Annotated in this window: 16 protein-coding genes; 5 read left to right on the top strand and 11 right to left on the bottom strand. The window is 34.5% G+C overall.

Going from position 1 to position 17131, the window contains the following annotated elements; genetic code table 11:
• Positions 1-55: 55 nt before the first annotated feature.
• A complete protein-coding gene (locus FD26_RS00270) occupies positions 56-1168 on the bottom strand; it encodes a glycerate kinase (RefSeq protein WP_057866448.1) in 1113 nt (370 codons plus the stop codon).
• Positions 1169-1232: 64 nt separating this feature from the next.
• Between FD26_RS00270 and FD26_RS00275 the strand changes: the two genes are divergently transcribed.
• Complete coding sequence (locus FD26_RS00275; RefSeq protein ID WP_057866449.1) at positions 1233-2036, top strand: tyrosine-protein phosphatase; 804 nt, start codon at positions 1233-1235, stop codon at positions 2034-2036.
• Positions 2037-2455: 419 nt separating this feature from the next.
• Here the strand turns inward: FD26_RS00275 and FD26_RS00280 are convergent, their stop codons facing one another.
• Genes FD26_RS00280 through FD26_RS00290 form a run of 3 tightly spaced genes read right to left on the bottom strand, consistent with a single transcriptional unit; the run spans position 2456 to position 5104 of the window.
• A complete protein-coding gene (locus FD26_RS00280) occupies positions 2456-3211 on the bottom strand; it encodes an ABC transporter ATP-binding protein (protein ID WP_057866450.1) in 756 nt (251 codons plus the stop codon).
• Entirely contained in the window at positions 3159-4109 is a 951-nt protein-coding gene (locus FD26_RS00285; protein ID WP_057866451.1) for an ABC transporter permease, read from the bottom strand. Before FD26_RS00285 ends, FD26_RS00280 begins: the two co-directional genes overlap by 53 nt.
• Before the next feature lie 26 nt (positions 4110-4135).
• Positions 4136-5104 (bottom strand): ABC transporter substrate-binding protein, encoded by a 969-nt coding sequence (locus FD26_RS00290; protein ID WP_057866452.1) that lies wholly within the window; start codon positions 5102-5104, stop codon positions 4136-4138.
• A gap of 481 nt (positions 5105-5585) precedes the next feature.
• Between FD26_RS00290 and FD26_RS00295 the strand changes: the two genes are divergently transcribed.
• Both FD26_RS00295 and FD26_RS00300 read left to right on the top strand, forming a co-directional pair.
• Positions 5586-6794, top strand: a complete 1209-nt coding sequence (locus FD26_RS00295) for an MFS transporter (RefSeq protein ID WP_057866453.1) — start codon at positions 5586-5588, stop codon at positions 6792-6794.
• 51 nt (positions 6795-6845) lie between these two features.
• Complete coding sequence (locus tag FD26_RS00300) at positions 6846-7235, top strand: winged helix-turn-helix transcriptional regulator (protein ID WP_057866454.1); 390 nt, start codon at positions 6846-6848, stop codon at positions 7233-7235.
• Between the two features lie 152 nt (positions 7236-7387).
• On the opposite strand, the gene FD26_RS00305 is transcribed toward FD26_RS00300, so the two are convergent.
• The 5 genes from FD26_RS00305 to FD26_RS00325 form a co-directional block, all read right to left on the bottom strand.
• Complete coding sequence (locus FD26_RS00305) at positions 7388-9052, bottom strand: BspA family leucine-rich repeat surface protein (RefSeq protein WP_057866455.1); 1665 nt, start codon at positions 9050-9052, stop codon at positions 7388-7390.
• A 139-nt stretch (positions 9053-9191) separates the two neighbouring features.
• Positions 9192-9377 (bottom strand): hypothetical protein, encoded by a 186-nt coding sequence (locus FD26_RS00310; RefSeq protein WP_057866456.1) that lies wholly within the window; start codon positions 9375-9377, stop codon positions 9192-9194.
• A 478-nt stretch (positions 9378-9855) separates the two neighbouring features.
• The gene (locus FD26_RS00315; RefSeq protein WP_057866457.1) at positions 9856-12210 is read right to left on the bottom strand and encodes a phosphoketolase family protein; all 2355 of its coding nucleotides are present in this window, start codon (positions 12208-12210) and stop codon (positions 9856-9858) included.
• 101 nt (positions 12211-12311) lie between these two features.
• Positions 12312-13040 (bottom strand): GntR family transcriptional regulator, encoded by a 729-nt coding sequence (locus FD26_RS00320; RefSeq protein WP_057866458.1) that lies wholly within the window; start codon positions 13038-13040, stop codon positions 12312-12314.
• Between the two features lie 216 nt (positions 13041-13256).
• Complete coding sequence (locus tag FD26_RS00325; RefSeq protein ID WP_057866459.1) at positions 13257-13601, bottom strand: hypothetical protein; 345 nt, start codon at positions 13599-13601, stop codon at positions 13257-13259.
• A gap of 173 nt (positions 13602-13774) precedes the next feature.
• Between FD26_RS00325 and FD26_RS00330 the strand changes: the two genes are divergently transcribed.
• Positions 13775-14029, top strand: coding sequence for a TetR/AcrR family transcriptional regulator C-terminal domain-containing protein (locus tag FD26_RS00330; protein WP_057866460.1), 255 nt, complete (start codon positions 13775-13777; stop codon positions 14027-14029).
• Positions 14030-14041: 12 nt separating this feature from the next.
• Here FD26_RS00330 and FD26_RS00335 read toward each other — a convergent pair whose 3' ends face one another.
• Both FD26_RS00335 and FD26_RS00340 read right to left on the bottom strand, forming a co-directional pair.
• Positions 14042-14773, bottom strand: coding sequence for a sulfite exporter TauE/SafE family protein (locus FD26_RS00335; RefSeq protein ID WP_057866461.1), 732 nt, complete (start codon positions 14771-14773; stop codon positions 14042-14044).
• A gap of 245 nt (positions 14774-15018) precedes the next feature.
• On the bottom strand, positions 15019-16008 hold the full coding sequence (locus tag FD26_RS00340) for a choloylglycine hydrolase family protein (protein WP_057866462.1): 990 nt from the start codon (positions 16006-16008) through the stop codon (positions 15019-15021).
• 165 nt (positions 16009-16173) lie between these two features.
• Between FD26_RS00340 and FD26_RS00345 the strand changes: the two genes are divergently transcribed.
• On the top strand, positions 16174-17118 hold the full coding sequence (locus tag FD26_RS00345; RefSeq protein WP_057866463.1) for a Dyp-type peroxidase: 945 nt from the start codon (positions 16174-16176) through the stop codon (positions 17116-17118).
• Positions 17119-17131: the final 13 nt, after the last annotated feature.

Consider the following 17131-nt stretch of genomic DNA (forward strand, 5'->3'; position numbering starts at 1 on the left):
GAAATTCCTTTAATTTTAGATTAATGCATTCATATATATTATTCAATAAAATACACTATTTAAAAGCTAAAAGTGTTCTTGCCAATTGATTGGCAACTGATTCATAGTTTTCAAAAATTGTAATCTCATCATCATATTCTGTCATTTGCGTTGAAAATATTCCGGTGAATAATTGTTCATAATCTTGAAAGTCATCAACAAAGTTATTACATAGTACGAAAGTAGGAATATTATCTAATCCCGCTACTCGACTGAGATGATAAAGGATATCATCATGCATCGAATCGTCTGAAATCCTATCAGTAGCGGTAATAACCACATCTGCCGAACGAATAATTTCATTCATGCCCGTAACTTTTGCAATCCATTCAAACGATGATCTTAAAATACGTGCATTAATCATTGCAAACGCCCCTGCCAGTGTCTTAATCGAATTGGAATGTGGCATCGGGTGTATATCTAAATTATACTTCTGATTCATTTTTTCTGTAATATAAACTAAATTATCTTCCAAAAAACTTTCTTGAGTTTCATTTAAATAATCAACTGTTTCGCATAATTTTTGTGAACTAGAAAAATTCAGCAACACTGTAATTTTTGTTCTGTTGCCCAACAATTTATAAACATCCTCCATATCAATACGGTCAGCATCAATCAAAGGATTTTCACCTTCAGGAATCAATTCGCCATTTTCATTGTAGATTTTAGCGCCTAATGCTTGCAAAGCTCCTAAGCCACCATCTGCTACGGCCGTTTTTCCTAAACACAAAACAATATTTCTTAGACCACTTGTTACTGCATCCATAATAAATTCGCCTATACCATGACTCGTAGCGTGAAACAATTGATCTCGTGATTTATTTTTAGCCAAATCGACTCCAACCACCTGTTCAGAATCAATAATTGCGGTATCTTGACTATCAATATTGGTTATTAAATAACGTCCCATTTTGTTGCTCCAAAACGCATCAAAAAAAGATAGATTGACCCAACGACCGCCAACAGTGTGCTCCACTAATGCTGGCATGCCATACTTACTATCTGTGACTGGCATCGTAGCTATTTCAGCATCTGGCAAAGCACGGGAGATGCCACTATAAATAGCTTGGCCTATTTTAGTCGAGCTAATATGATTACTATACTTTCCAGGGGCAATAATGAACTTCATAATAAGAATGACTCTTCCTTTTGTTATAATAAGCTATAGAATAAAACAACCGAGGTAATCAAAAATGGCTAATGATAATGAACGAGTTTTAAACCTTGAAAAGGGCGTTAATTTCCGTGAGCTTGGTGGCTACCAAACAACTGATGGACGAACGGTTAAATACCACAAAGTTATTAGATCTGCTGGTTTGGCTGATTTAACCGATCACGATTTGAACTACTTAAAAGATTATGGTTTAAAGATCGACGTTGATTTTCGTTCTAAACAAGAAATCGACAAAAAGCCAGATAAGCGTCCTAGTGGCGTAAGATACGTTTGGGCTCCTGTCTTCCAAGAAGATGAAACAAAAGCCTCAGAGGTTGAGAATGAAAGCTATATTCCCGAAATTGGCGGCGATCCTACTAATGGTTATGCCCATATGCTTCAGGTTTACCGTGATATTATCACAGGTGCCCCTGCAAAAGCCGCTTATCGCAAATTCTTTAATCAATTATTATTAAATACCAACGATAACGAAGCTCTACTCTTCCATTGTAGTGCCGGAAAAGACAGAACTGGTATGGGAGCTGTTTTCTTCCTCGAAACACTTGGTGTTCCTTTCGATACAATCAAACAAGATTACTTATTAACTAACACAGCCAATAAGGAATACGTCGACAACTTAATCAATATGTTACAAAAGAAGGGATACACTGATCCAGATGTTTTGAACTCGGTCAGAGATTTAATGACCGTACACAATAATTATTTAGCTACAGCTATGAAAACTATTAACGCAGATTACGGCAATATAGATAATTATATCAAAAAAGAGTTGAAGGTCAGTTCTTCTGAAATCAACACTTTAAGAAAGATTTATTTAAACTAACTAGAAAAGAACGCTCAATAGTTCATTGATATAAACACTTTATCAGCAGACCTACAAGGGAAAAATCAAATATTATTTATGAAGTTATCAACTGGGTTGGATGCGTTAAGAGAATTTGCTCTTCAGTTTTTTCAAGTAAATCTTCTTATTTTCAGAACATCAGCATCATATTTTCTTCACATTTACCGGGTATGATGTATTTATAAGTTAAAGGAAATCAAAAAGCTTTAACTTATCCCCCCTATAGAATGTTCTTCATATAAAAAACAATATAATTAACTGTTCCTCACTAAAACGTGATAATATTTAATCCATCCTTCCCCCCTGATAAATGGATTATTGAAATCGAAAAGCCAATTACTGATCTCTACATTCAGTAATTGGCTTTTTTATTGTCTAAGCGAGAGCTTTATTAACAATTATTCAAACGCTGCTAATAACTGCTCCTTATTTAAATTTCTCTTTTCAGTTCCCCGAACATCTAATTTTATTTGACCATCTTGAACCATAATCAAGCGATTGCCATATTTCAAAGCATCTGACATCTTATGAGTAATCATCATAGTTGTTAACTGCTCATGCAAAATTATCTTATCCGTTATCCTCATTACTTCTTGGCTAGTTTTAGGGTCTAGTGCAGCTGTATGCTCATCTAACAACAATAACTCTGGCTTACTCATAGTTGCCATTAATAGCGACAGAGCTTGTCTTTGACCGCCAGAAAGATATTTAACTTGAGTATTAAGAAAGTTTTCTAATCCCATATTTAATGTTTTCAGTAAATCACGATACTTATCAAGATCATTTTTTCGTTGATACCACTTTAAGCTGGACGTTTTAGTATGACTCTGTGCCAAAACTAAATTTTGGAAAACTGTTAGATCTCCTGCTGTTCCCATTTTAGGATCTTGAAAAACTCGTGACATCCAGCGAGAACGGTATGCGACTGATTTTTTGGAAACCTCATGATCAGCTAAATCAATTTCACCTGCATCAGCACTTAAAGTCCCAGCAATTGTATTCAAAAGCGTCGATTTTCCAGCACCATTATTGCCAATAACTGAAATAAAATCGCCCTTATTTACTTCTAAATTAATATTTTTTAAAACATGTCGTTCATTATCAGTCCCGGGAAAGAAGACCTTCTGTAGATGCTTTACTTGTAGTACCTTCATCAGCTGGCTCCTCCATTTGTTCTAAATATTTTTTCAATTGTCGTTTGGTTCTGATACGATTTTGAATAATTGGTGCACAGATCACAACAACTAAGATAATAGCCGAGAGTATTTTTAAATCATCTGCCGGGAATCCTAAACTCATTGCTGCAGTCAACAGCAGCCGATAAATAATAGCTCCTACGACCATCGCAACCAATCTAGTTAAAATACCTCGTCCCCGTAAGAAAATCTCTCCTACTAAGACTGAAGCTAGTCCTATAACAATTGTTCCAATACCCATTCCAATATCAGCATAACCATTGCTTTGTGCTACTAAAGCACCTGACAAGGCAATCAAACCATTGGAAATTGCATAGCCAAAAATAATCATGCCATCAGTATTGATTCCATTAGCAGCCGACATTGCTTTATTATTTCCAGTCGCCATCAGCGACAGTCCTAATCTAGTTTTAAACATTGCATAAAGGACCAAAACAACTATTCCAATAACGATTAGTCCTAAAACGATGGTTTGAATGTCCAAATTCCAATTATCTGGTAAATATTCTGTTAAAACTTTTTGGCTCAACAAAGGTACATTCGATTTCCCCATAATATGCATGTTGATAGAATACAAACCCGTCATTGTTAAAATACCGGCCAACAACGAAGGAATATGTAATTTAGTATCTAATATCCCCGTAATCAATCCAGCCAAGCAACCAGCCAAAAATCCTACTAATGATGCCATCAAAGCTGATTGCCCTTTGATCATCAAACTAACTGCAACTGCCGCTCCAAAAGGAAAACTACCCTCAGTTGTCAGATCTGGTATATCTAAGATTCTAAATGTTATAAAAACTCCAATTGCCAAAGGTACCCACAGGAGACCCTGCCCCAGACTAGATATAATCATATTTTGCTACCTCCTTAAATTTTTAATTAGGGTTTCTTTATCTGATCAGGATTGATTCCAATAGCCTTAGCATTTTCTTTGTTAACATAAAGTCTCAAAGTGTGTGATGTTTCAACTGGCATCTCTTGAGGTTTCTTTTTATCAATCAAAATTTTGTAAGCCATCTTAGCTGTCTGTTTTCCTAAATCATGATAATTGATACCGTAAGTTGCTGTACCACCATCTTCAGCCATCTCAATTGATCCAGTAACAACTGGTAATTTAGCCTCGCGCGCCTTCTTGCCAATTGTTTTCATTGAACTAGCCATTAAGTTATCGGTTGGTAGATAAATTCCGGAAACTTTTCCAGCCATACCTGACAAAGCACTAGCTACATCGTTCGTACTTGTTACACTGACAATGTTTAATTTGAGATGATGATTTTTAGCATATTTTTTAACCATTTTGACTTGTAAAACTGAATTTTCTTCAGATGAGTTATACATAACTCCAATTGGTTTGTCATTCTTAGTTAAAGTCGTCAACAATTTAATTTGTTCATCAACTGGTCCCAAATCTTTAGTTCCGGTAACATTTGTCTCAGGCTTTCTATCATTTTTTACTAGTCCTGCACTCTTTAAATTAGTTACAGCGGTCACAACAATTGGTGTCGTTTTTGTCTTTTTAGCTAAAGCTTGAGCTGATGGCGTAGCAATTCCTAGGATCAAATCATTTTTCTTTTGGGTCAGTTGTTGAGCCATGGAATTTAAATTGGACTGGTCGCCTTGAGCATTTTGATAATTATAATTAATCTTAATTGATTCCTTATGATCCTTAATTTCTTTATTTAATTCTTCTTTAAATCCTTTACGAGCAGCATCCAATGATCCATGTGGAACAATCTGTAAAATACCCACGTTGTATGTTTCCTTTTTTGAAGCTGAATTATTAGAACAGCCAGCTAAAATTAGAACTGCCATTGCCGCCGTTAATAAACCTACTAATGTTTTTTTCATAAAAATCTTCCTCCCTAAATGTATAAAAAAAACCAGTTAGATTCAGATAAGAATCTAACTGGTTTTTATTTGGGCCCAAATAATTTCTCCAGATAGATTCACCCTGTATCTATCTGGCTTTAAATGACATGCTTAAAAGCTTTAGCCAATCAATAGATACGAACACATACGCGTTCGTATCCGGACTGGATACAAACGCTATCTAAAGAAAAAGCTAAAGGCAAATTGACTATTTAAATGTGAGTTAAGATTATTATTTATTTTCATAATAAGATTCCCCTCAATTCAATTTACAATAACTAGTAAAACATTTAAAAATTAATGTGTCAATAATCTTATTAAAATAATCTAATTTATAAGTTAATTAGTCAGGTAGGTACTTTTTAGTCCCTACTGCACTTTAAAGTACGTAATTGTTTATTTATCCTAACCCCATATAATGTTAAACATAATCAATTCTTACCTAAGGGGTGAAAAAAATATGAATAAAAAAGTATCATCAAATTGGATTCTTTTATCATTAGCCATTAGTGCTTTTGCTATTGGATCAACTGAATTTATTAGCGTCGGGATCATGCCCCTGCTTACTAAAACCTTCAATATCTCACTTACACAAGGTGGATTGACGGTTTCGATCTATGCATTAGGAATTATGTTTGGCGCTCCCATTTTAGCTTTACTAACTAATCGTTGGGACCGTAAAAAGTTACTGATCGGCATTATGTTTAGTTTTATCATTGGAAATACTCTGGCAGCTTTGGCACCCAGCTTTTTAATTTTACTAGCGGGTCGAGTTATTGCAGCTCTATCTCACGGTATTTTCATGACAACCGCTTCATTGATTGCAGCTGACGTAGTAACGCCTAATAAACGTGCTTCAGCAATTGCGGTTATGTTCACTGGGTTAACAGTTGCTACAATTACTGGTGTTCCTATTGGGACATTTATTGGCAACAACTTTGGCTGGAGACTCTCCTTCTTTTTCTTAGTTGCTTTAGGATTAGTTGGACTAATTACTAATATCATCTTAGTCCCTAATGAACTACCATTGCCTAAGCCAACTAGTATTAAAGGTTTGTGGAAAATTCTTAAACAACCACAATTGTTATTGATTCTATTAATTACTGCATTAGGCTATGGAGCCACTTTCCCAGTTTATACTTACTTAACAACTGTTCTTAATAAAAACATGGGTTGGTCTCAAAGTGCTATTGTCATCATTTTAATTTTCTACGGAGTTGCTGTAGCAATTGGAAATACTCTTGGTGGCAAATGGGCTAATAAACGTCCTTTAACCGCCTTGCTCAAAATGTTTGTTGGTTTAGGAATCGCTCTGATCGTAATGAGATTTACTATCAATTTACATTTCTTAGGTTTACTAGCTGTCCTTCTTTTAGGATTATTTGCTTTTATGAATGTTCCAGGATTACAACTATATATCGTTCAATTAGCAGAAAAATATACTCCTAATGAAGTACCTTTAGCATCAGCACTAAACATTTCAGCTTTTAATGTTGGTATTACCGTTGGCTCAACAGTTGGTGGTCAAATGGTTGCTCAAAATCAATTGATCAATACGCCATGGGCAGGAATCATTATGCTCGTTCTTGGAATTATCTTGATTGGTATCTTAATCAAAATGGAGGGATCAGGTGTTAAATCAGCAGACCTTGACCTCGAAAATTGCTAAGACTAATTAGTGATGGTAAGATACATTTACTAGATAGAGAGGATGGCAATTATGAAACAAGCAATTTATAACATTGGTGTAGAAAATACTATGAGAATAATTGGTGGCAAATGGAAGCCTATCATTCTTTGTCATTTAAAACACGGCAAAATGCGTACTGGTCAATTACGCCGCGCCATTCCTAATATCACTCAAAAAATGTTGACTCAACAGTTACGTGAACTTGAAGATGATGGAATCGTAGCTCGTAAAGTATATAGTCAAATTCCACCCAAAGTTGAGTACTCATTAACTGATTATGGTCATTCATTAAACAAAATCCTCGAAGCACTATGTATTTGGGGCGAGAATGATATTGAAAAGCGTAAAGCTAATGGCGAAAATATCATTTTGTTAAATAAGGAAGATGTCGAAAACGATGCCTTGCCTTACGCTGATTAAATATTTTCAAAAAGAGTTTTTTACTTGAGCTCATTTAAATTAAAAAATATACAATTATTTACAAAATAGACCTTGATGATTTGATTATCTAATATCATCAAGGTCTATTTTTATAAATTTAAATCATTCCTAGTTCACTAACAGATAACTTATTATTTAACAATCACTTCATCTGCTGGAACAAATTCATTTGTTGCAACACGATAATAAGATTTGCCATTGATATTAGCTAAACGATCAATTTTCCAATCAGTCTTCGGTGCAAGTGCCCGATTAGTTACCATTTTGCCCTCTGCCGTAGTTAAACGTTGAACTTTATTTTTAGTTTCAATGACAAGATCTTGATCTTCGTAAGAATATGAACTATTATTTCCAATCCATTCATTTGTACCGACTCTATAGTAAATTACTTTACCTTGAGTATTTTCCTCATCGCTCCTCCAAAGAGAACCTTTAGGTAATACCTTACCTGGTACTAAACTTAAAGCATCCGAATAAACTTGAGCGCCATTTTTATCTGGATAAACTGCTATTAGCTGATCTACCTTTTTTATTGGGTTACGACTAGAACCTGATGAACTACTTGATCCGCTATTAGATGGTTTATTTGGCTTTACCGGCGTTGTAGATTTTTTCTTATAATTAACTGTTTCAGTAGAATAAATCACATTATTCGCGTCAGTATCAGGTTTAGTAGGGATTTGAAAGGTAACATTTTCTTCATCCGATGTATACCCATCTATAGACGGAACTTTTTCACTTAACGTTGAATTATCTTTATCCACAATAATCTTATCTGCTAAGACTTTAGTTTTCTCTGCTCCATCTTGTTTATATCTCATAATTTCAGTAACAACTATTTGTTTATCAGTAACATTAACTAATCTCACTATATCAGAAGTATTATTTGTATAGTTTCGATTAGTTGAATCTATTTTTACTGTACCAATTTTATTATCCCCAGTTGGTAAAGATTTATTAAATTTATCATATTCTATCCCCATACTGGAACTAAATGTTGCTCCAGGCCCTAGCACTATCTCCTTTATATTATTTGAGCTTCCATCAGAACCATTAAAAACAGAATCAGAATCTAACAGACCACCTATTTTGCCAAGTCCTACCTTTTCCAGTTCCATATCATCCGTAAACATATTAGCTGCACTATTCGAAAGGGAACCTGACACCCAATTAGTCATATCAATTGTTTTCAAATTGGTCATTCTAGCAAATTGTCCTACAAATACTCGAACTTTGCTAACGTCCCACTTTGAAACATCAAGATTTTGAATACTTGAATCAAAAGCAAACATGTAATGCATACCACCAGAATTAAGGTCACCATCGCTACCAGTGACATTTGATGTATCAAATTTTGAAACATCAACTGATTGTAAATTCTCTAACTTATAAAACATACTATCCATATTCGTAACATTAGAAGTATTTAAATTTTGACCACCATCGATAGTTACTAAATTTTCAAACCCTGTAAACAAATAACTAGAATCTTCAGGTGCAATTGTTCCAGGTTCAATAATAATTTTAGTAATAGTGGTGGGATCTGTTACATACGAGGCAATATTGTTATCTTCTCCGCTGTCCGCTAACTTCCCAGGTCCGATTGTTAATACACCGTCGCTTAACTTTAACGAACAATCTCCATCCTTATTAGAAGTGAGACCATCATTAACAGTTTGAGTAACATTATTCTTCTCATCTGTTTCCGCAGCATGTGCGATAGGTTTCTCAGAAACCATTATTCCTACAGACAAAGATAAAAGAATAGAAATAATAATCTTTTTAGTTTGTTTCATCCCCAAAACTTCCTTCAAATTATTAAATTATTATAATTACATATTAACATCATAAATGTAGATTATGTATATAATTATTTATTAAAAAAGATAAAAAAATAGGCTTCCATTACGGAAACCCACCCCAGGATCTTATAAATTAATCCACAAATTTAAATGTATGTGTCTTTGAAATCTTATCTTCTGAGTAAACAGCTAAAGCGATTACTACAATACCAACTGCGGGAATGGTGTATCGGCTTTGCAAAACGAATAACATCATTAATAATATTGCTACTACCGCCATTACTGCTACTTTCATGAATTTTACGTTTTTTCTTGTCATAACATCCACCCCTTAGTGTTTTTCTATCTTTTCCATAGATGAGAATACCATGCTAAAAAGTCTTTTACAACCCACCATATCAGGGGTTACAGCTCTTTTTCGTCTTGTCATAAATCATTCTAATAATACCTGTTACTATCTTAGAATGATTTAAAGTTTACGCTCTACGCGCAGTAAGGATTTAAAAATTAATTAAATATTTTCAAAATGAATATTAGAATTTCTTAAAATTAAACTTATTCAATTATTTTTAAATTTATTTTTGCTCTAAGTATTGGTGTGACGGGGATTGTATACAATTGTTTACGAACAGTGAACACCAATCCAAATCTGTTTTTTATAAAATTCTAATAAACTATTCTGACATCCGTAGAACTAAATTTGCCATAGGCCACACGACAATAAGTTGAAACATTGATATATACAAAAAAGCACCTAGTAATCTACGTACAATTACTAGATGCTTTTAATTTAGTATTTAATCTGACCATTTCCAGTTTGTTACTTCTGGCAAATCGTCTCCGTATTCACGAATGTACTTGTTATGTTTATCAACTTCAGCTTCCATCTTATCGGCAAAGTCATTAGCACCATCGCCTTCAACAGCAATAGCAGCTTCTTCTGCCAAGTGGAATCTATCCATTTCATTTACGACACGCATATCGAATGGTGTTGTAATATCACCATTTTCACGATAACCATGAACAAACAAGTTATGATTGTCACGATCAAAGAAGATATCTTTAATGATGTCTTCAAAACCATGGAAGGCAAACAAGACTGGCTTATCAACTGTAAAGTATTCATTGAATTCTTCATCAGTTAAACCACGAGGGTCAATTTCTGGAGATCTCAATTTCAATAGATCAACTACGTTAATAAATCTAATCTTAAGCTCTGGCTTTTCTTTTCTAAGAATACTGATAGCAGCTAATGCTTCAAGGTTTGGTTCTGTACCTGCAGCAGCAATAACAATATCAGGATCATCCTTATCATTTGAAGCCCAATCGATCACTTTAAGACCCTTATCAGCCAATTCTTCTCCTTCTTCAATTGAATAGAATTGAGGACGTGGATGTTTTGAAGTAACTAATAAGTTGATCTTTTCTTGATCATCTAAAATCTTAGGCATTACAGCTAACAATGAGTTTGTATCAGCTGGGAAGTATTCACGAATGTATTCTGGTTTCTTTTCAGCCAAATGAGTAATTACACCTGGATCTTGGTGAGTATAACCATTGTGATCTTGTTGGAAAGCTGTTGATGTAGCAATGACATTTAGTGATGGATACTTCTTTCTCCAACCTAATTCATTAGCTTTTCTCAACCACTTGAAGTGTTGTGTCAACATTGAATCGACAACTCTTAAGAATGCTTCGTAACTGGCAAACATTCCGTGACGTCCTGTCAAAGTATAACCTTCGTTAAATCCTTCGGCTTGATGTTCTGAAAGTTGTGAATCAATAATACGACCTGCTGGAGCTTCATATTGATCATTAGGTTCATGAACAGGTTCCATCCATTGACGTGGACTAGCTTCAAAAATGTGATTCAAACGGTTAGACATTGTCTCATCTGGTCCGAATAATCTAAAGTTAGTAGGATTTTCTTCAATGACTTCTTTAAGGTATTTACCTAATTCAATCATATCTTGAGCTTCTTTTTGACCTGGCTTATCAATCTTCAAAGCGTAATTCTTATAGTCTGGCAATTTAAGAGGCTTAGGATCAAGACCACCATTAACAACTGGATTCATTGCCATTCTGCTTTGTCCCTTAGGGATAATAGCAGCAATGTCATCCTTTAATTTACCATTATCGTCGAATAACTCAGCGGGTTTATATGATTGCATCCATTCAACTAACTTGTCAGCATGTTGCATATCATTTTGATCAACAGGAATTGGAATTTGATGAGCTCTGAATGAGCCTTCAATAGGTTCGCCATCCCAAGTCTTAGGACCAGTCCAACCCTTAGGAGCACGGAAAATAATTACCGGCCACTTAGGCATTTTAGCTTGAGCTGCTGGATGTTTTCTAGCTTCTGTTTGAATAGATTGAATCTTTTCAATAGCCTCATCCATGATTTTGGCCATTTCTGGATGCATCTTTTCAGGGTCAGTTCCTTCAACAAACATTGGATCCCAACCCATACCTTCAAAGTACTTCGTCAAATCTTCATCACTCTTACGTGACAAGATAGTAGGGTTAGAAATCTTAAATCCATTAAGGTTCAAAATTGGCAATACAGCACCGTCATCAACTGGGTTAATAAAGACGTTTGAGAACCATGAAGCAGCTAAAGGACCTGTTTCTGATTCACCATCACCAATAACAACTGCAGCGATTTCATCAGGATTGTCAAGAATTGCACCGACACCGTGTGATAGAGAATAACCTAACTCTCCACCTTCATGCATTGAACCAGGAGTTTCAGGAGCAGCATGGGATGCTACACCACCTGGGAATGAAAATTGTTTAAAGAGCTTTTGCATACCCTTAGTATCTTGAGTGATTTCTGGATAAATCTCAGTATAACTACCATCAAGATAAGAGTTTGAAACCATTACTTGCCCACCATGTCCTGGGCCTTCAATATAAAACATATTCAAACCATACTTATTGATAGCACGGTTTAAATGAGCATAAATAAAGTTTTGTCCAGCAATAGTTCCCCAATGTCCAATTGGATGAACCTTAACATCTTCCGGCTTTAATTCACGCTTTAATAATGGATTGTCTTTTAAATATAATTGGCCAACAGAAACATAGTTTGCTGCGCGCCAATATTTATCTACTAAATTTAAATATTCTTTTGATGAGTAATCTGTCATTACCAGCACACTCCTTATGTATTTACAATTTTTATAATAACTAGAACTGCGACAAAAGTCAACCATTTAGTAAATTGGTTCGTTCCAATTTTTGAAAACACTTACTTATTTGCTAAATCAACAAATGAGTCATACTTAAAATATTTATAATGCAATTTCATGGTTGAAAATTCGAACGGTGTTCCATCATCTAAAAAGAAAATTCCTTCCATTAAACCAACTGGTTCATTGTCAGCCAAATGTAATAAATTCTTCCCCTCTTGATCAGATGGTTCAGCAAAAATCGTCAAATAAGTTTTATTAACTTCTTTTCCCAGTTCTGATTCTACATAATTAAAGATTGATTCGGAAGCAATTTGTTCTGACAATTCTGGAGCTAATTTGATAGGAATATATCCCGTCTCAATCATAAAAGGAACATTGTCTAATGATCTAAGACGCTTGAAAGCATAAACAAATTCAGTAGGTTTTAAAAATAAATTGTCTTGCAGGTCCTTGCTAGGATGAACAACATCAAAACTCAAGACTTTAACGCCAGGCTTTTGGCCATTGGCATTAAAGCTATCTGTAATACCTAAATTCTTTCCACTGTAGTTAAACGATGATCCTTGTTTCAAATAAAGTGGATTGACAAATGTTCCTGAACCCCTTTTTTTAAAAATAATTCCTTGATCAGCCATTAATCCTAAAGCACGCTTAATTGAGCTACGACTAACACTGTAGCTTTCTGCCAATGATCTTTCGTCTGGTAAACGCATATCTGCGAATTCACCAGCATCAATTGCTTTCTTTAAAGATGTAATAATTTTTTGATAAACTAAATCGGCCATTACTTTTCCTCATTTCATAAATTGGAACGCACCAATTATAAACATGGTGATTATCTTTATATCTAATTATATCTTATAACATAATCAACCTACATACCAAAAATATAGTGGTCTCTTTTTTACCAAATGTCTAGCGATTAGAACGGTAAAAAATAAGCCCTAGTAATCAAAATACGATTACTGGGGCTTATTCGCTTCACGTTTGAGCTACAAATTTTATTTAGCTTCTAAACCATCAAAAAATGGCAATTTCTCGTTTCTTGCCAAATCTAGTGACTCAACGTTTAAGATGTTTTCCATTGGAAAGCCATCCATATCGCTCTTAAATTCCGGACTATCCATATATTTTTGATTACTAGCCTGTGCATCGACTCCCTTTGAAAAAGAAACTATCGCAAAAACTCTGCATGGCTGGTCTGATGATTTACTTTTTTCTTTAAAGACACCTTCAACTTTTATACCGTACTTAGGTAAACTGATTAAATGTCTTTGCCAATACTCATTCATATAAAGTGAAGCTGTTTTATCATCTTTTAAAGTATATATTCTTAATTGAAACATCAATAATTCCACCTTTTTCTAACTTATGTATGAACTATTATATGCATCTTTTGAACGTATAAAATACCAGCAGTATAATTAGAAAAGTTAACTCTTACGAAAAAAAATTACCTCTGGCTATTGAGCCTATTTTTAATCATCGTCAGGAATTATTAATATTGTGGTCTAAAAATATGGAAAGTAATGTTTTTGAACAAATGCAGGATATCTTTGCTAAAAAATTTTTGGTTTCACTTCAACAAAGCAAATATCAAAAACTCTCTGATTCCTATCAAGAATTAAATGCTAATTTATTTGCTGCATCAGCTATGCAAGTACTTAAGTGGTGGCTTGAAACAAGTCCTAATTCTACTAGTAATGAAATCGCCCATATTATTACGACCTGCATAAAATCTGGTACGTATAATATTTTAAGAAATATTGACTAATAAAATCTTTTGTCATAACGCTGTTATTAAGTAATAGCAGCCGCTGATTCCGATAAATATATATATGAAATATTCCATAATGCGAATATTCAAATGACTGACCAAACGATTAGCTAAAATCGTTCCAAGAATAGCACCAATAAATCCTACAAAGACAAACTTCAAATTACTAGTTGTCAAAATTCCACTAGTGAAACGTAAACTTGTTATTACAATCGTATCAATCAAGAAAAAAGTTTGAATACTAGCCAAATAATTTTCTTTAGAATCTGAAATTGTTAAAAAGTACAAAGCCATCAAGGGACCACCAATACCAAACATCCCATTAAAGAATCCTGAAATCAAAGCAAAAATAATCATAACGTAAACAGGTATTGACTTAATAGTAATTGATTTAAAGTTCATGATTGTATAATACAATGCTAAAACAATTAGCAATAATCCTAATAAAATTTTTAAATAACCCGGAGCCAAAAATTTACTCAAGTGGAGTGAAAAGACTGCCATAACAATATAAATTAAAAATGGGGCAACTAATTTTTTCCATTTCAGAGCTTTATGATACTTCCAAGCTACCATGACGATAGCAATCGACATCGTCAAAGTTGAAACACCCGCACTCTGATTAATGGGCAATAACTGTGGTAAAAAAACCATCAAAACAATTCCTGAACCAAATCCAGTCACTCCTTGAACAAATCCTGCCAGCGTAGCGGCCAAAATCATTACAACTATCCAATTCATATCTCGCCCTCCTTCCTAATATATTAACTTAATAACGCTGCCAACACCCATCGCATTTGATTGGATTGCTAGAAGCTTAGATACATCTAAAAAAAGCGGGTCAAAACATAACTTCACTCCGCTTAACATAAAAGGAACGGTAACTCAAAATCGAGTTACCGTTCCTTTTACATTACTGCTCGGAAGCTACCGAGTTCTGTCGCACTCTCGTTTTTTCATATATTTAAATTAAAATACTAATTACTCTAATTTAAAGCCTGAAATTCTTGACTCATGGTTACAGGGAACTCTTTAGGTTCCTTTTGATTCTTGATCAAATCATCAGTTAATTTAACTGAGTAAACCGTTCTATTGCCGTAAGGTACAAAGTACATAACCTTGTTAGTTAAATCCAAGACAGTTTGATATTGAGTATAACTAGCTTCGCCATTTTCCTTAATATTAACGCCACGTGGAATCGTGACACTGTCAAGCATATGTAAAATTGTATTAACGGCTTGTTTAGCATCTTTAGGTGTTTCAGTTGTTTCACGAATAAAGGCTGTTCTAACGAAACGATCGACGGCTGTATAACCACCTGGCAATCTGAAAGTACCATTTTGACCTAATGGAATAACTTCTTGCTTACCAAATTTTTTAGCAGAAAAGTTAGTTGTTTGAGCACCTAAATAATTAGCAAGATTGGTCTTATGCCAATTGTAGTCAGGTGTATTCGTCATCACGCCAACTTTGTCTTCTTGTAAGACTAAACCATCGCCTTCTGGTTCAAGAATATAAGTAACACCTGTAGCATCGCTAAAGATAAAATGCAATGGTTGATTTTGACCCATAACGCCACTATTCGATTCAATCAAATGAACTTGCTTGATATTCTCTTTCAAATCTTCAATTGATTTATTATTTCCTAATGCCCACAAAATAAACTCTTCAGCAACTAAGTTCATTGCGCCATCTGTAGGCTTCGTATCATATTTAGCCGCATTAGCAAAATACAGTTCAGCGGCAGACAAACCATATTCATTAAAACCATCAGCTACCATATAATTATTGCCATACTTGGCCCCAGTTCCCATAATGGCATAATCAGTTGTATATTCCTTCTTATCGTAGGAAGAAATCCACTTGTACTCTTGAGGCAAGAAAGTTGGTTGACCATTCAATTCAAAAGCAAAATCCATTGTTCTTGCTAAAAATTTTGAGCCATCTAAAGCTCCTAAACTAAGACTTGTACACATATATTGTACTTCCCTTCAAAAATCATCAAAAAATTTATCATTAATTTAATTATTCGCTTTATTAAGAACATAATCAAGAATTTTTATTTGTGATTTTTAATAATATTGATTTTGTTTATTATATGATAAAGTAAGTGTGTAAACACATAATTTGGAGGTAAATTCATGACAGTAGACATTAAAAAGGCACAGGATGTTTATAAAGATGCTGGCGAAAGCGTAATTTTTACAACCTTGTTGCTCAACCATTCGGACTTAGAAAAGGAAAAGGATGCCATCGCAGAATTTTCGGATATGTCCAATTCGATTATCAACAGTATGAGAATTAGAGACCCAGAAGCCCAAGCTAATATTGCCTGGGGCTTTGGCTCAGATGCTTGGGATTATCTCTTTCCCAACGCTCCCAAACCTAAAGAATTAGAACCCTTCCAAGAAATTAAGGGACCTAAGTACACTGCAGTCTCTACGCCTGGCGATATTTTCATCCATGTCAGAGCCAAAAAAATGTCTGTCATCTACGAATTAATGGACCAATTTATGGAAATTCTTCGTCCCATCACCAAAGTCGAAGACGAAACTCATGATTTTAGATATATTGAAGGTCGTTCTATCATTGGCTTTATTGACGGAACCGAAAATCCTGCTGGAATTGAATCCATGGATTACACCTTGATTGATCCTGCAGAGGACCCTGAATTTGCTAATGGTTCATACGCCTTTGCCCAAAAATACATTCATAATATGGATGCTTGGAAAAATCTTAAGACAGAAGATCAGGAAAAAGCCATTGGCCGTCATAAGTTTTCCGACCGTGAGTTAGACGACGATGAAAAATTAAAGAATGCTCATAATGTTGTCTCTAAAGATGAAGAAAACGGCGTTGAACATAAAATTGTGCGTATGAATGTACCTTTCTCCGATCCAGCTAAGAATATCACTGGCACTTATTTTATTGGCTATTCCAAAGACTTTGCTATCACTAATCGAATGTTAACAAATATGTTCACCAAGAGTGATCGTTTACTTGATTTCAGTACACCAATCACCGGCAATTTGTTCTTCATACCTTCTAAAACAACTTTAGAAAAAATTGCTGACGGCGCTTATTAAATAATTATTCTAT

Source organism: Companilactobacillus crustorum JCM 15951 (assembly GCF_001434585.1).
Classification (GTDB): Bacteria; Bacillota; Bacilli; order Lactobacillales; family Lactobacillaceae; genus Companilactobacillus; species Companilactobacillus crustorum.

Coding starts and splice junctions, on each gene's coding strand:
- FD26_RS00270 (WP_057866448.1), bottom strand. CDS start 1,168: ATGAAGTTCATTATTGCCCCTGGAAAGTATAGTAATCATATTAGCTCG.
- FD26_RS00275 (WP_057866449.1), top strand. CDS start 1,233: ATGGCTAATGATAATGAACGAGTTTTAAACCTTGAAAAGGGCGTTAAT.
- FD26_RS00280 (WP_057866450.1), bottom strand. CDS start 3,211: ATGAAGGTACTACAAGTAAAGCATCTACAGAAGGTCTTCTTTCCCGGG.
- FD26_RS00285 (WP_057866451.1), bottom strand. CDS start 4,109: ATGATTATATCTAGTCTGGGGCAGGGTCTCCTGTGGGTACCTTTGGCA.
- FD26_RS00290 (WP_057866452.1), bottom strand. CDS start 5,104: ATGAAAAAAACATTAGTAGGTTTATTAACGGCGGCAATGGCAGTTCTA.
- FD26_RS00295 (WP_057866453.1), top strand. CDS start 5,586: ATGAATAAAAAAGTATCATCAAATTGGATTCTTTTATCATTAGCCATT.
- FD26_RS00300 (WP_057866454.1), top strand. CDS start 6,846: ATGAAACAAGCAATTTATAACATTGGTGTAGAAAATACTATGAGAATA.
- FD26_RS00305 (WP_057866455.1), bottom strand. CDS start 9,052: ATGAAACAAACTAAAAAGATTATTATTTCTATTCTTTTATCTTTGTCT.
- FD26_RS00310 (WP_057866456.1), bottom strand. CDS start 9,377: ATGACAAGAAAAAACGTAAAATTCATGAAAGTAGCAGTAATGGCGGTA.
- FD26_RS00315 (WP_057866457.1), bottom strand. CDS start 12,210: ATGACAGATTACTCATCAAAAGAATATTTAAATTTAGTAGATAAATAT.
- FD26_RS00320 (WP_057866458.1), bottom strand. CDS start 13,040: ATGGCCGATTTAGTTTATCAAAAAATTATTACATCTTTAAAGAAAGCA.
- FD26_RS00325 (WP_057866459.1), bottom strand. CDS start 13,601: ATGTTTCAATTAAGAATATATACTTTAAAAGATGATAAAACAGCTTCA.
- FD26_RS00330 (WP_057866460.1), top strand. CDS start 13,775: ATGGAAAGTAATGTTTTTGAACAAATGCAGGATATCTTTGCTAAAAAA.
- FD26_RS00335 (WP_057866461.1), bottom strand. CDS start 14,773: ATGAATTGGATAGTTGTAATGATTTTGGCCGCTACGCTGGCAGGATTT.
- FD26_RS00340 (WP_057866462.1), bottom strand. CDS start 16,008: ATGTGTACAAGTCTTAGTTTAGGAGCTTTAGATGGCTCAAAATTTTTA.
- FD26_RS00345 (WP_057866463.1), top strand. CDS start 16,174: ATGACAGTAGACATTAAAAAGGCACAGGATGTTTATAAAGATGCTGGC.